The organism is Ruegeria sp. MALMAid1280 (assembly GCF_049195285.1).
Classification (GTDB): domain Bacteria; phylum Pseudomonadota; class Alphaproteobacteria; order Rhodobacterales; family Rhodobacteraceae; genus Ruegeria.
This window is the reverse complement of the sequence record NZ_JBMIRT010000057.1, coordinates 159,506-173,663: the sequence shown is the minus strand read 5'-3', so window position 1 is coordinate 173,663 and position 14,158 is coordinate 159,506. Positions and strand designations below refer to the sequence as shown.

Here is a 14,158-nt window from a genome sequence, read left to right as displayed (position 1 = left end):
TTGAATTCGTGGGCGGCGGTTTCTACCTATAGAAGAGCAGATTTCCAAAACCGAGCCTTCATGAAGTTACGCCTTGCCGCCCTGATCATCGTGATTGCGACCGCGATATGGTCGCTGAACCCCATGCCCGACTATGCGGAGATGTCCGCGACCTGCATGGGGAACAAGGGCAGCATGGCCGGCGTTGTTGCCACCTGCTCGGCGCTTATGAAGATCGACGACCTTACCCCGGCGCAGCAGAGCAGGCTGATCTCTGCCCGCGGCTGGGCTTTTTATTCCGGCAAACGCTATGACGAGGCGATCGCGGATTACACTGCGGCGTCCGCCCTTCAGCCCCTGGATGCAACTCCGGTCTTACGGCGGGCTTTGGCGCTGGAGGCCGTAGAGGATGTGGCCGGCTCTGATGCAGCCTATTCCAAAGCGGTCGCCCTTAATCCCAGCAGTGCGCCATCCCGGTACCACAAGGCGCGGTTCGATCAGCGTCAGGGCAATTTTGCGGATGCGATAGAGGGATATGAGAAAACTCTGGAGATTGATCCGGCTTATAACGAAGCGGGTTGGGACCTGGCAAACACGTATTTCGAAGTGGATGGGCTTGGCGCAACGGAAAAGTTTCTGACTCAGGCGGAAAAACGTTGGCCCGATCAGATGTGGGTGCACCTTGGTCGTTTATTGCTTCACCTGAACGGAACAGGTGACGCCGAAAAGGGTCTTGCGGCTGCGAACGGAGTGTCTCGTTTGGAGTCGAACGGAGTCACCAATCTGTTTTTCCCGGCCATGGTTCATCTGAAGATTGGTGATGAGGAGAAAGGCGTGGAATTCGTTGAAGACTACGCCCGATGGACCGCGCAAAGATCCTATGACCGAAAGGGGATTGTCGAAAGATGGGGTCAGAGGGTCGATGAATGGTTGGGCCTGCGCGGGAATCAAGAATGGATAACCCGTGCCCAAACATATGCGGAATTAGGAAGAACTGATCTGGCTCAGCACGAGATTAACATCTTTCTGAAAGATGCCCGGCGTTTTGATCGAGAGTATTTCTTTTGCCTCATTCGAGAAACCGGTGTGTCAGTGTCTCCAGAGGCTGAGGCGGGTTCTGCCAATCATTTGAGTCAAACGATCACGGATTATGTCCAGCAGCTTGCGGCTTCCGGCGGGTATGCGGATTTTGGAGTCCAGTAGAAAAACCCGGACTGCGGTCGGAACGGCCTATCAAACTGGAATTGGCTTGACCCCAATCGTCAACCCCGTGTCAATTTGCGCCCCCACTAGAGGATTGATCCGAAACGCAACCTGATTTATGGGAGGCCCTGTCAAATCAGAGTCACCCTTGGGGCGGTAGGATTCTCGCGCCCCATCCGCAGCCACGAATACGTGGCACACTCTTGGATCGCACGCCCCGAAAGGCTTAAAAAAGGTAAAAGAATATGGCAGAAAAATCGAACTTCGATATATTGTATACCATTGTAGACGAAGCGCCCGAGCTGGCCAGCGCGTCGTTCCTGCCGATCATTCGCAAGTTCGCTGGCGCCGCGGGCGTCAGCGTTGGAACCAAGGATATTTCGCTGGCGGGCCGTATTCTGGCGACCTTTCCGGAAAACCTGACCGAGGCACAGCGTATCACTGACGATCTGGCCGCACTGGGTGAGCTGGTGAAAACGCCCGAGGCCAACGTGATCAAGCTGCCGAACATCTCGGCCTCGGTCCCGCAGCTGGTGGCCGCGATCGAAGAGCTGCAGGCGCAGGGCTACGATATCCCGAACTACCCTGAAGAGCCCGCGAACGACGCCGAAAAGGCGATCCGCGCGCGTTTCGATGCCATCAAGGGCTCGGCCGTGAACCCGGTTCTGCGCGAAGGCAACAGCGACCGCCGCGCGGCAAAGGCCGTTAAAAACTACGCTCAGAACAACCCGCATTCTATGGGCGAGTGGTCCGCAGACAGCAAAACCAAAGTCTCGTCGATGTCGGATAACGATTTCTACGCAAACGAAAAATCGGCGACCATCACTGCGGCGCAGGCTGGTAATGCAAAGATCGAATTCGTCGGCAAAGACGGCAGTGTGACCGTACTGAAAGACGGTTGGACGCTGGACGAAGGCACCGTGGCGGACGCGACCTTCATGTCGGTCAAGGCCCTGTCGGCGTTCCTGGCCGATGCCATCGAAGACACCAGGAAAGACGGCACCATGTTCTCGCTGCATATGAAAGCGACCATGATGAAAGTGTCGGACCCGATCATCTTTGGCTATGCGGTCAAAGCCTGGCTGGCCCCGGTGTTCGAGAAATTCGGCGCCGAGCTGGATGCGCTGGGTGTGAACCCGAACTCGGGTCTGGGTGACCTGCTGGACCGCGTCAAGGACAATGCCGAGATCGTGGCCGCCATTGACGCGCTGAAAGGCGACCGTCCGTCGATGTATATGGTCGACAGCGACAAGGGCATCACCAACCTGCACGTGCCGTCGGACGTGATCATCGACGCCTCGATGCCCGCCGTGATCCGCGCAGGTGGTAAGGGCTGGGATGAGACCGGTGCCAAGGGTGACACCAACTGTGTGATCCCCGACCGCTGCTATGCCGGTGTCTATGACGAGACCGTCAACTTCTTCAAAGCCAATGGCGCGCTGAACCCGGCCACCGCCGGTGCCGTCGCCAACGTTGGTCTGATGGCGCAGAAGGCCGAGGAATATGGCTCGCACCCGACCACGTTCCAAGCGCCTGCCGACGGGACTATCCGTGTCGTCCTGGCCAATGGCGAGACATTGCTCAGCCATGACGTTGAAAAGGGCGATATCTGGCGGTCCTGCACCGTCAAGAAAGCGCCGATCGAGAACTGGATTCAACTGGCGATGGACCGCCAGCGACTGACCGGGTCCGAGGCGATCTTCTGGCTGGACGCAAACCGCGCCCACGATGCCGAGCTGATCAAATACGTCAAACCGGCGCTTGAGGCTGCGGGTGTGGCCGACAAGTTCCAGATCATGGCGCCGCGTGAAGCAACCCGTCAATCGCTGGAAACCATCACAGCTGGCAAGGACTCGATTGCGATCACCGGCAACGTGCTGCGGGATTATCTGACCGACCTGTTCCCGATCCTGGAGCTGGGCACATCGGCCAAGATGCTGTCCATCGTCAAACTGATGAAAGGCGGCGGTCTGTTTGAAACCGGTGCGGGAGGTTCGGCGCCGAAACACGTGCAGCAGCTGGTCGAGGAAAACCACCTGCGTTGGGACTCGATGGGTGAGTTCTGTGCGCTGGGTGAATCGCTGAACTTTTTGGCCGACAGCAAGGGCAACGCCAAGGCCGGTGTTCTGGGTGCCGCGGCCGAGGCCGCAACGCAGGGCATTCTGGACAACAACAAATCGCCCAGCCGCAAGGTAGGCCAGCCCGACAACCGTGACAGCCACTACTGGTTTGCGCGTTACTGGGCCGAAGCTCTGGCGGCACAATCCGACGATGCGGAACTGGCGGCCGAATTCGCGCCCATCGCCAAGGAGCTGGCCGACAACGAAGAGCAGATCCTGGGTGAACTGGCCGCCGCACAAGGCGCGCCTGCCGATCTGGGCGGGTACTATCACACCGATCCCGCCAAGACCGCAGCGGTGATGCGCCCCAGCGCAACTTTGAACGCGATCATCGGCTGATCCGTCAAGGCCACGCCGAAAGGCGTGGCTTTTTGCATTTCAGATCAGTGTGTTGATTAGAAAAAGGGGCTGACCCCCAAAGTCAGCCCCTTTTTGAGTGAGTGGAGAGGCAGAGCCTCACCGGTTAGTTGCTTACAGAATATCACCTCCAGCGCGGCTGGATATTGGGGGATTCCCGTAGGTGCTTTGATTGGTTTGCAGAAACGCAGGGTTCTGGACAAAAAAGGGCCGGTCCTGAGACCAGCCCCTTAGTTGTCAGCTGAACCGAGGGATCAGTTCGACGCTGCCATCAGTTTCTCGTTATGCTCGCGCAGCGTGTCCGAAACGATGGCGTACCATTCGCCGGATTCCCGCATCTCGTTCAGGCCTTTGTTCAGCATCGCCAGATATTGTTTTCCGAACGGATTGCTGCGGTGGCTGATGAAACGCAGTGAGGACAGCGAAGTTACAAACGGGTTTTCCACCAGATCGTTCGAGGTGAGGCCCATTTCCACCATAGTGTCAGAGAAGAGCTGAACCTCGAAGGTTGCAATATCAGCGGTGCCGGTCAGAACAGCGTCAAGGCACTCACGCGCAGTGATCGGCTGCATGAGGGTCATGGTGTCGCCGTTGTGCAGACCTTCTTGTTCGAGGTCGTGGATGAACCACCCATCCATACGGCAGATCGTTGCGCCTTCCAATTCAGTGAACGTGGTGGCGTTTGCGTAGTCGCTTTCCGGCAGGGTGTAGAAACCCACAACGATGTCATAGACGGGCACGGATGCGTCGAACTGGGTGCAGCGCACTTCGGTTTCCCATGACCACTCATAGGTGCGGTTGGTGCAGTCCGGCATGTTCCACGCCATCGACACGTCAAACGCGCCCAACGGCAGCAGCGTTTCCAGGTGCGAGTTCCAATCGTCCACGAAGCTGATCGAATAGTCGCGCGCGTTGCCACCACGCTGCAGCGCTGTTGTGCCCAGACGGGTGATCGCGCCGCCGCCATTCAGCGATTCATCGGCGAACGGCGCCCAGCCATTGCCGGTCACCAGCTTGATCGGCGGCTCGTAGACGCTCGACCGCTTGACGCTGGCGGCGCGTGCTTCCTCGGCCGCGATGATTTCCTGTGCGGACTGGCCATTCGGCAGGCTGCCGTCTTCACAGGGCAGGGCCAGCACAAGACCGGGGGCCAGGGCGTTCGGGTTGGTGATGACGTTGCGGTTTGCGTTGAAGATCGGCTGATAGTTCGAGGTGCCATAGGCCGCGATTGCGATGGTGGCCATCGTATCGCCGTCTTCGACGGTATAATTTGTACAGGCTTCCTGCGCGGCAGCGGCTCCGGCGCTAAGGGCAGTGACGGCGGTGGCCGACATCACGACTTTCTTCAGGTTGAATTCTAACATGTCCACTTCCTCCAGACATTTTTGTTGTCAGGCCGGTTTGGGCCTTAGCCATTTTCCATTTGATGACGCAGAGCGGTTGAAACGATGTCTCGCCACTCTCCAGATTGCTGCATGATCGCCAGACCCTGGTTGAGCGTCTCAAGGATCGCTTCCCCATCCGGATTATCTTTGTGGGTCATGACGTTAAGCGACTTGATCGCCGCCAGGTTGGGGTTTTCGATGATGCGGTGTTCGTATCCCAGCCGCCCGATTGCCTCGACCGCCAGATGGGCCTCGATCGCCACGATATCGGCCGTGCCGTCCATGACCGCATGAAAGCAGTCATCCGGTGAAACCGGGCGCATCAGAGTGATCGCGGGTTCGTAAAGGCCCACCGCGTCCATATGCGACAGCGACCAGCCCTCGGGGCGGCAGATCGTGGTGCCGGCAAAATCGGCATAGGTCAGGGTCTGTTCATAGCCCGAGCCATCACGGGCAAAGAACGTGTCCACAACCTCGTAGAACGGGTTCGAGAAGTTGTAGGTTTCACAACGCTCGCGGTCTTTTTCGGACAGCGCTGCGGCCTCGTCGCAATTCGGGCGCGACCAGGGGAAAGTGGCGTCAAAGGCCAGTGTCGGCATCAGCAGGTCCAGATGCGAGGACCAGTCGTTGACGAACTGGATCTTGTAGTTCTGTTCCGGCGCGGCGCGCAGCATCGCGGTTTCCACCAGATTGGTATAGAGGCCGCGATGGGGCAGGTCCTCGTCGGTGAAGGGCGCATAGTCGCCGCCGGTGATCAGCAGCAACTGGCGGTCCCGGATCTCTGGGCGTTCACCTTCATCCGCGTTGCGGATCAGGGCGGCCCCTTCGGCACGGGCGGCTTCGATTTCCTTTTTGGCCTCGGCTCTGGCTGCGATCACGGCGTCTTCGCTGGCCTTTCTGGCTTCGGCTTCGGCCTCGGCAACCCTGGCTTCGGCGTCGGCGATTGCCTTTTCGGCGCGTTTTTCCGCAGCCTTGACAAGTTCTGCGGCCATTGCTTCGGCTTCTGTTTGCGGCGCTGCCGGCGCGCGCCCGATCTCTTCGAGACAGGGCAGGGTCAGCACATCACCCACCCGGATGACGTTCGGGTTGTTGCCGATCACATCGCGGTTGGCGTCAAAGATGATGCGGAAATCTTCGGTCGAATACACGTCGATGGCCAGCTCGCGCAGGCTATCGCCACGCTGGATTTCATAGGTCGAGCATGCCTCTTGCGCCGAGGCGGCGCCGGCCGCAGCAGCAAGTGCCAGGCTGGATATGAACAGATGGGGTTTCATGGGTCCTGTAGCTTTGCCTTTGTTAGTTTCTTGTAAGTTTCACAACGCCGATCGAGGTATTGTCCTGATCCGGGTCGCCTTTGGTCCGAAGGGCCTGCCACAGCGCGTCGGCGATATCCTGCGCCCAGGCCTGTGCGTTGCCCTGCACGATGGTCTGAATTTCTGCGTCACTGAGGTATTGCAGCCCGTCACTGCCCTGGATCAATACGTCCGATGCGGTCAGTTCCAGCGGTTCTTCGGGGCAATCGACCTTGGGGATCGCGGCCCCCATGACAACCGAGGTCAGTTGGTTGCGATCAGGATGTGCCTGTGCTTCGGCTTCGGTCAGTTTGCCCTCGGCCACCTGTGCGTCGATCACCGGCGCCATCGAGTGATCTTCGTTGATCTGGCGCAGAACCCCGTCGCGGAACAGGTACAGTGGGCTGTCACCGATTGAGATCCAGAACGCGCGGCGACCAAGCAACAGCAGCCCCAACAGGGTCGACCCCATGTTGAACTTGTCGCCTTTGCCTTCGCAATGGGCCGCGATCGCTGCGTTGGCCTGCATCGCCGCCAACGGCAATGCATCGACCGCTGCGGCTTCGGACAGGGGGGTATTTTCAAGTTCGGCGTCCAGGGATTCACGCCAGGCTGCGACGACAAGATCCGAGGCGACCTCGCCCGCCGCGTGGCCGCCCATACCGTCCGCAATCACGACATAGCCTGCATCCGCTGCATCGAACATGCGCGCGGCAATCGCGTCTTCCTGCGTGTCGCGCTGACCCTGATCCAGGATCAGCGCAATATCATATGCCGGTTGCGCCAGCATCTATCAGGCATCCCGCCAGTCAAAGCCGTCATCGCAGAAGGCGGCAAAGCGGATTGAGGTTTCGCTGATGCGGATGAGGTCGCCGCTGGACAGTGCAACAGTGCTGAGAACCGGTTTGCCGTTCAGGCGCACCAGATTGGCCTTGCCGCCGTGTCCCAGATAGCATTTTCGGTCCTCGGGGTCGTAAGCGATCACCGCATGGCTGCTGCGCGAGATGCCGGTGTCGCCAAAGTCCAGCTGAATGGCCTGATCGTCGTTGCGGCCAATCTGCATCAGGCCCTCGGTCAATGTGACACATGCGCCCCGACCCGGACCAGCGGTGACAACCAGCCAGCCAACCGGAAAGGTCTCTTGCGCGGTCTCGGTCTTGGCGACCGGTTCCGTGCTTTCGATCAGGTCCTGAACATGTGTGTCCGCGCGTTCGAACCCCAGGAAGGTGGTCTTGACGCGACCGCGACGGTCTTCGGCAGGGGCTGGGTCTGCGACTGGCTGTTGCGGCTCGGGCTGAACTTCGGGTGTGGGCTCGGCCTGTGCCACAGGTTCCGGTTCCACCGTTTCAACGACCACCTCGACAACCGCTTCGTCCTGAGCGGGCGGTTCCACCGCGGCGTCTTCCTCGGTGGCGACGTGCAGGGTTACGACAGGCTCTTCCGGTTCGGGCTGCGCTTCGGGGGCCTCGAAAATATTGTCGTGATCTTCGGCGACGACCTCGGTCAGAACAACCTCGTCATCTGCGTCGTCGGCTACATCCTCCGAAAACTCGCGCATCCCCTCTTCAGGGATCAGGTCGTCACTGTCCTCGTAGCTTTCGGAAGACATGTTTCCGCCACCCAGGGCGGCGCGCAATGCGTTGAAATCGGCAATCGGCTGGGGCTTTTCAGCCTCGGGCGCGGCGGATTCTGCGACCTCGGTTTCGGTGATTTCGGTTTCGGCTTCGGGTTCCTTGGCTTTGCCAGCACCTTCGAGAAGCCGACTGAGAGGGCTTTTGTACTTGAACATGATGTCGATACCTTTGCTGTCTTTCACAGAACCTGCGTCCTGCGGGGCTGCTATTCACCTCTGCGCGCATCGGCACAACGGCACTTATGATACGGAAATCAAACCAACTTCTATCTGCCGTGGCGGGCCGGTCCCCGTCAGGGTGGCGGATTTCCGGGCACCACCCTCAGCTTTCACATAGCGGCAGATCACTTGCGACCGGTCAGATTACTCCTGCGTCAGCGGCATAAAGGCATCCGTCGGGGTGCCGTCGCGCATCACCGTCAGGCGGGCCTGAGACTGTTTTTCCGCAACCAAAGCGTTCAGCATGGCATCCAGGCTTTCCTGGCCGTCGATGGTCGTCCCGGATTGCGCTTCCGAGATCAGAACATCGCCCCGCTTCAGGCCACCGGCCGCATCGGCAGGCACGGTGGTGACAAGAGTTGTCCAGTTCTGACCATCCTCATTGCGAACGGTAAAGCCGTAGCCGTTTTCCAGCCCGACAACGCGGATTGCAGGCAGCGCCAGCAACCCGTTCTGAGCAAGGGTTTTGCCCAGCGGGCGGTAGCGGGCCGTCACGCGGATATACCCGTCGGGATCAATTGCCAGATCGTCCAGCACCTGTGCAGCAAAGCTTGTGTTTTCGCGGATGGGTTCGCCGTTCAGCGTATAAATCGCGTCACCGCGTTTGACCCAGTCACCGATCACCGACATGTCCTGCGCCGGATTAACTCCGGTCACGGCGATGATGCTGCCGGTCGATGCACGACGTCTGGAGGTCTGGAACGGAATCTCGACATCCCAATGCGAGAACGCAACCTGCGTTTCGGCCGGCGGGGCTGATGCAGCCGGGGCCGGTGAGGTTGGCAGAGTTTCGGCTGTCCGGGCCTGTTCCGGATCAGCCGATTGGTCCTGTGTCTGCTCGACAGGCGCCTGAGTTGGTTCTGCCTTTACTGGTGCCGGATCAGCCTGTTCCGGTGCGTTGTCGGTGGCGGCGACCTGCTCGACAGGTTCTTGCGTTACTGCCACCTGTTCTTCTGTTTCCGGGACTGCAGGTGCTGATGCAACTGCAACATCCTGTGCCGGTTCGTTCTTTTCGCCGGACATCAGGAAATAACCGCCCGCTGCCAGACCAACGGCGATGACAGCTGCGCCGGCAATCAGTTTGCCGCTGCCACCCGATCCGCTTTTGACCACGGTATCGACGGCGACAGCGGCTTCTTCTTTGGCCGTGAACTTGGCAAGTTCATCTTCGTTCTTGTCTTCATTGCCCAAAGCAAGATCGGCATTTCCGGCCAACAGGGCAGTGACCACGGCTTCGGCGTTTTCGCTTTCGGCCTTGATCCGGGCCTTTTCGGCCTCTTCATCTTTGCGGTCCATACCCACGATGACCGAGACCGGGCGATAGTCGAACGTATCGAACATGACGCTGGGGCCGCGGAACATGCGCAGCCAGTCCAGCGCGCTTTGCAGGCGGTCAGTGACGTGCACCTCCATCGCCTTGTCGATCGCCTCTAGGAAACCATCGGGATAGCCTTTGAACTGTCCGGCCAGCGGGGCGTAAGGGTCTTGCCGACCGTTGTTGAAGGCGTTCAGGCGGGTCTGACCGTCAATCGGACGCTCGCCGCTGATGGCGTGATACAGCGTTGCGGCCAGCACATAGAGGTCGCTGCTCGGGCCTTGTTCGGCACCGCGTACGTAGAACTCATGCGGCGAATATCCGTCTTTGATCACGCGCAGGGTCAACAGCGCAGCGGATTGGTTCGCGGCCTGTTCGCGCGCGGCACCAAAATCGATCAGAACCGGATCGCCGTTTTCATCAATCAGGATGTTATCGGGCGAGATATCCCGGTGCAGCATTCCGCTCTGGTGGATGAAAGACACCGCGGACAGCATCTTTTCGGTGACCTGAACGATGAACTCGGGGCCGGTTTTGTTGTCGGTGTTTTCGACATAGTCCAGCAGGTCGCAACCCTTGATGAAATCCATCGCGATATAGGCGGTGTTGTTGTCCTCGAACACCTGATGGACGTCGACGATATTCGGATGGACCAGACGCGCGTGATTTCGGGCTTCTTGAATGAACAGGTCGATGATCGCGCGCAGATCGTCCGTGTGGCCGGGATCGGCCGGTTCGACCAGATCGCCGTTGCGATGACACAGCGCGCCAGGGAAGCACTCTTTGATCACCACGTCCCGGTCCAGACTGTCACGCGCCAGATAGGTAATTCCGAAACCGCCATTGCTGAGGAAACGCAGGATTTCGTACTGTCCGCGCAGCAGCTTTGCGCCGGGTTGAAGTCCTTCGATTTTCGGTTCGTCGTGCGATGCACCGACCGCCTGGTTGTGGCTCATTTCTTTCCGCCCGTTCTGATCGTTTTGCGGTTTTCTTAACTGGGCAAATTCGCCCCTGAACTCGCAACCAAACACAACCGCAGGACACTTGAGACGGTTAGACGTTTCAATTTTGACTTTATTGGGGCCGCCTGATGGCTTCACTATGGATCGTTTTTATGGAATGACTATATATTGTGATTTAGCCCTGCATTGCGTCTATATATTGAAAAACGCTCTGCACAAAATACAGAGGGAACGGCTCTTTGTCTCTGCTTGGTCAACGGAGTCGATACGTTCGAGACCCGATTCCACGGGTCTCGAATCGCCGCATAGCGGCGCAATCTTAACGAGAAGTTGTCAGGTTCCGGTTTTCGGCTGAACCGAATCCACCCGGCTGCCCGCCCAGGCCAGGTTGTCACTGAGCTGCGCCAGAATGCTGATCGCGTCCTTCAGAGGGGCGTGGCCGCTTTCGAATTGCAGCAGCAATAGCAGATCCGTGGCCTTTTCAAACTCGCCCGGTATCCAATCGGCCTTGGGGTCGATCTCTCCGCCTTGCTCAAGACGCTCGGCAAAATCCTCGACGATTTCCTGACACGAATGCAGGAAGGCCGAAGGTTCGATATCGGACGACTCGCGCAGATCTTCGTAGATGCTGGCAATCGCGGCCAGCCAGTCTTCGAGGATCGGATTTTCCAACGGCGGCAAGGCGGATTCCAGCGCGGCGTGTATGGACGCGGTATCCGGCTGCTGCAGATCGACTTCGGGGCCGGACAGCGTTTCCAGAAATGGCAGGAAATCCTGTTTCAGATCGGCGCGTGCGGCCTCCAGATCGGCCAGGCGGCGGTCGGATGCGAGCTGCAGGACCTGTTCGGCCAGATTCTGGCCGCCGCAGGTTTCCCAAAGGGTGAAATCCGGCTCGGGCTCTTGCGCCATGGCGCGCACAGCCACCGGAGTGCCGATCGGCACGACCGTGCGGAACAGGTCACCTTTTTCCTTGTTGAGCCGCGACACAACCCGGTCCAGCGCATCGCGAACCGGTGGCAGGTCGGCATGGGTGACGGCCAGCAGGCTGTTGGCACGCAGCTCCGGCGGGACCCGTGACCAGAGATGCCGTTCGGTCTCGCGCCAGGCGTTGGTGCCGTTGGTGCACCAGATCGCGCAATCCACGAATTTCAGCAGATCGAGCGTTTCCTTGTAGGTATCGTCCAACGCCCCGGTTCCGGGCAGGTCGAACAGCGATATTTCCTGCAGGGCAGGGGTGTTCAGCCCGACCGAGATGAAATCAGGCGCATCCGCGGCGGCTTTTTCCAGCGCGATGCCAGAATAGATCTTGGGTTCTTTGTCCCACCAGCCGACGGTGGTTTCCGGAGTTTCGGAATAGGCGACGATCACCAGAGGCAGCTTCAGGTGCTGCGGTCCGGTGGGCAGAATATCCGCCCCGGCCAGCATGTTGGCGAGGCTGGATTTGCCAGCCCCGAATTCCCCGGCGAAACCGATATTGACCGCGTTGGACAGCCGCCCGGCATGGGCAAGAGCGCGCTCGCGCATCTCGTCCAGCGCCGTGTCGGCTGGCAGGTTTTCGGTCGCGGTCAGAAAGCGCTCAAGTTGTCTGACTTCCTGTTCGGTTCCGGGAAATTCGATCATTCCGCAGCCTCTGTTAATCGTTTGTCTAGTTCATCAGGGCCAAAAATGGCGCCCAGCTCTTCGGTGATGCGCTGCGCGTGGTCAAAGGCCTCTTGTGCCTGTGCGCGCTCATTGGTTTCACCGCTTCCGGCCCGATGTTCAAGATGCCCAGCGAGCAGCGCCAAATAGTGATCCAGAACCGTGTTCAGACGTTCCAGCAGATCGCTGCGCGCGGTGTCCACCAGATCGTCGCCGATCATCTCGAACTCCTGCACGATCATGCGTTCGGCCCGGCTCACAACGCTCTTGCGTGAGATCAGACGCGACAGCCAGGTGACCCGAAGTTCCACCGTTATGCCGCGGGTCAGCGCCGTGGTGTCCGGGCGGAACCAGCGCACGGCGCTGGTGTTCATGCGGTTGTCGGTCGGGTCCTGCCAGCCGGGCAGGGCGCGCAGGGCCGCGTTGCTTTGCATATCGACCGAATACAGCTCGCTCAGCATCCGTTGGCGCACGACCTGCGTGGCACCTTGAACAAGCTCGCGCATACGGTCGCGCAGCGGGGTGAAGTTCAGCTCGGTTTCGCCGCCCTTCGCCAGCAACGGAGAATCCCCGTTCGGACCCCGCACCACGGACGATACGGCCTCGGCCACGGTGTCGTCCATGACGCCGCGCAGATTGGCCAGAATATCGTCCATGTCGTTGACGATTCCGCCCATCTTCTCGGCAACAAGCGCGCGCAGATCCGCCAGGGTCTTGTCATTCTCGTCATTGTTTTCGGCTGTGGGCGTGGATTCGTCCTCGATTGCGCGCAGATGGGCCCTGCTACGCTCGACCTCGCCTTGCGCGAACGTGTTGAGGTGCTGCCACGCCATCCGCAGCTGTTCGTTGCGCGGGCCCTCGGTGAGGGCGCTGGTCACGTGGCGGCGCAGGTCCGGCAGGCCCGAGGCGATCATTGCGGCAAAGCGCAACACGCCCTCGCGGCTGATCGGGCCGGGGCCCTGTTTGATCTCTTCGACACCGTCCAGATATTGCTTCATCTGTGCCGGGTGCGCCCGCAGCCAGGCCAGGACTTCGTCGTGATTGATGCCGGTTTCGTCACCGGTCAGGGCGTAATGCGCCCATTGCGCGCTGCCCATCAATACGTCGATATCCGAGTTTCCAAGGGCTTTTTCCAGGCCGTCCATGACATCGGCCCGGACTTTGCCGGCATCTTCGGCGCCGCCGCCCAGCTCATCGACGCGGTTGATGAAGACCACGATCTGACCCAGTTCCAGCGCCTGCATCAGGCGGAACAGTTTCAGGTCGGCCCGCGACAGGGCCTGATGCGCCGACAGAACCACCACAAAGAAATCGGATTCCTTGAGGTACTGGCGCGAGATCTCTTCGCGAATCAGAAGCGGGTCGTTGACGCCCGGCGTGTCGGTCACCGTCAGCGGATACGGGAAATGGCCGATGTCGAAATAGACCTCGGCCTTGCGGGTGATGTCGCTATAGAGGCCGCGATCCGAACCCGGATCGTGCTCGCCTGCTTCGGTGGGATCATCCCCGGCACAGACATAGCGCGCCAGATCGTCCGAAGTCAGCTCGTCAAGGTCGTGATGCTGCCCCAGCAGGTGTTTGTAGCTTTCGCCCAGGCGCAGCTTGGCGCGGGTTTTCATCGCCTCGACCTGCTCTTCGATCATCTCGCGCTTATAGCTGTCCTCGTCATCGGGGAACATGTTGCGCAGCTCTTCGCCCTCGGCGATCAGCGCCTGCCACTGGCGGTTGTCGAAGAAATGGAACTCGGCCCCCGAGGTCCGCCCCGAGGGGTGGCCGAAATGCATGTCGGTGATCACCGTTGTCCAGGGGTTCACGTCCGACGGCAGGTATTCGGCCTGACCAGTGAAGCCGTTGATCAGACGGGACTTGCCCGCCTTGATCTGCCCGACAAAGGCAATCGAAGGTTTCAGGTTCGTCAGGTCGCTGACGATGCGTGAGATGAACTGGCGGGTCTCATCATTCGAGGCGCCGTTCATGTCTTCGGCAATACGGATTAACTCGCGACGATTGTTTTCACTCATAAACCTTACCCTGGTAACCTGTAATCACGGATCG

9 protein-coding genes are annotated in these 14,158 nt (G+C 59.6%); 2 read left to right on the top strand and 7 right to left on the bottom strand.

Translation table 11 applies throughout. The features are described from left to right. Positions 1–60 precede the first annotated feature (60 nt). Both ACOQFT_RS16455 and ACOQFT_RS16450 read left to right on the top strand, forming a co-directional pair. Positions 61–1,182 carry a tetratricopeptide repeat protein gene (locus tag ACOQFT_RS16455; RefSeq protein ID WP_421598973.1) on the top strand — a complete coding sequence of 374 codons (1,122 nt, stop codon included), beginning with the start codon at positions 61–63 and terminating at the stop codon, positions 1,180–1,182. 245 nt (positions 1,183–1,427) lie between these two features. Beyond that, positions 1,428–3,641 carry an NADP-dependent isocitrate dehydrogenase gene (locus ACOQFT_RS16450; protein ID WP_421598972.1) on the top strand — a complete coding sequence of 738 codons (2,214 nt, stop codon included), beginning with the start codon at positions 1,428–1,430 and terminating at the stop codon, positions 3,639–3,641. Between the two features lie 272 nt (positions 3,642–3,913). On the opposite strand, the gene ACOQFT_RS16445 is transcribed toward ACOQFT_RS16450, so the two are convergent. The 7 genes from ACOQFT_RS16445 to ACOQFT_RS16415 form a co-directional block, all read right to left on the bottom strand. After that, positions 3,914–5,023, bottom strand: a complete 1,110-nt coding sequence (locus ACOQFT_RS16445; protein ID WP_421598971.1) for a peptidoglycan-binding protein LysM — start codon at positions 5,021–5,023, stop codon at positions 3,914–3,916. A 44-nt stretch (positions 5,024–5,067) separates the two neighbouring features. Then, entirely contained in the window at positions 5,068–6,318 is a 1,251-nt protein-coding gene (locus tag ACOQFT_RS16440; RefSeq protein WP_421598970.1) for a peptidoglycan-binding protein LysM, read from the bottom strand. Positions 6,319–6,340: 22 nt separating this feature from the next. After that, positions 6,341–7,126, bottom strand: a complete 786-nt coding sequence (locus ACOQFT_RS16435) for a PP2C family protein-serine/threonine phosphatase (RefSeq protein WP_421598969.1) — start codon at positions 7,124–7,126, stop codon at positions 6,341–6,343. A gap of 3 nt (positions 7,127–7,129) precedes the next feature. Further along, the gene (locus ACOQFT_RS16430; protein ID WP_421598968.1) at positions 7,130–8,152 is read right to left on the bottom strand and encodes an FHA domain-containing protein; all 1,023 of its coding nucleotides are present in this window, start codon (positions 8,150–8,152) and stop codon (positions 7,130–7,132) included. 180 nt (positions 8,153–8,332) lie between these two features. Further along, positions 8,333–10,459 (bottom strand): protein kinase domain-containing protein, encoded by a 2,127-nt coding sequence (locus ACOQFT_RS16425; protein ID WP_421598967.1) that lies wholly within the window; start codon positions 10,457–10,459, stop codon positions 8,333–8,335. A 339-nt stretch (positions 10,460–10,798) separates the two neighbouring features. After that, a complete protein-coding gene (locus tag ACOQFT_RS16420) occupies positions 10,799–12,085 on the bottom strand; it encodes a dynamin family protein (RefSeq protein WP_421598966.1) in 1,287 nt (428 codons plus the stop codon). Next, positions 12,082–14,124, bottom strand: coding sequence for a dynamin family protein (locus ACOQFT_RS16415; RefSeq protein WP_421598965.1), 2,043 nt, complete (start codon positions 14,122–14,124; stop codon positions 12,082–12,084). The genes ACOQFT_RS16420 and ACOQFT_RS16415 overlap by 4 nt, the downstream gene beginning before the upstream one ends. Positions 14,125–14,158 lie beyond the last annotated feature (34 nt).

What these genes read in the sequence shown, in the direction of transcription:
- ACOQFT_RS16415 (WP_421598965.1), bottom strand. Translation starts at nt 14,124, where the DNA reads ATGAGTGAAAACAATCGTCGCGAGTTAATCCGTATTGCCGAAGACATG.
- ACOQFT_RS16450 (WP_421598972.1), top strand. Translation starts at nt 1,428, where the DNA reads ATGGCAGAAAAATCGAACTTCGATATATTGTATACCATTGTAGACGAA.
- ACOQFT_RS16425 (WP_421598967.1), bottom strand. Translation starts at nt 10,459, where the DNA reads ATGAGCCACAACCAGGCGGTCGGTGCATCGCACGACGAACCGAAAATC.
- ACOQFT_RS16455 (WP_421598973.1), top strand. Translation starts at nt 61, where the DNA reads ATGAAGTTACGCCTTGCCGCCCTGATCATCGTGATTGCGACCGCGATA.
- ACOQFT_RS16440 (WP_421598970.1), bottom strand. Translation starts at nt 6,318, where the DNA reads ATGAAACCCCATCTGTTCATATCCAGCCTGGCACTTGCTGCTGCGGCC.
- ACOQFT_RS16420 (WP_421598966.1), bottom strand. Translation starts at nt 12,085, where the DNA reads ATGATCGAATTTCCCGGAACCGAACAGGAAGTCAGACAACTTGAGCGC.
- ACOQFT_RS16435 (WP_421598969.1), bottom strand. Translation starts at nt 7,126, where the DNA reads ATGCTGGCGCAACCGGCATATGATATTGCGCTGATCCTGGATCAGGGT.
- ACOQFT_RS16445 (WP_421598971.1), bottom strand. Translation starts at nt 5,023, where the DNA reads ATGTTAGAATTCAACCTGAAGAAAGTCGTGATGTCGGCCACCGCCGTC.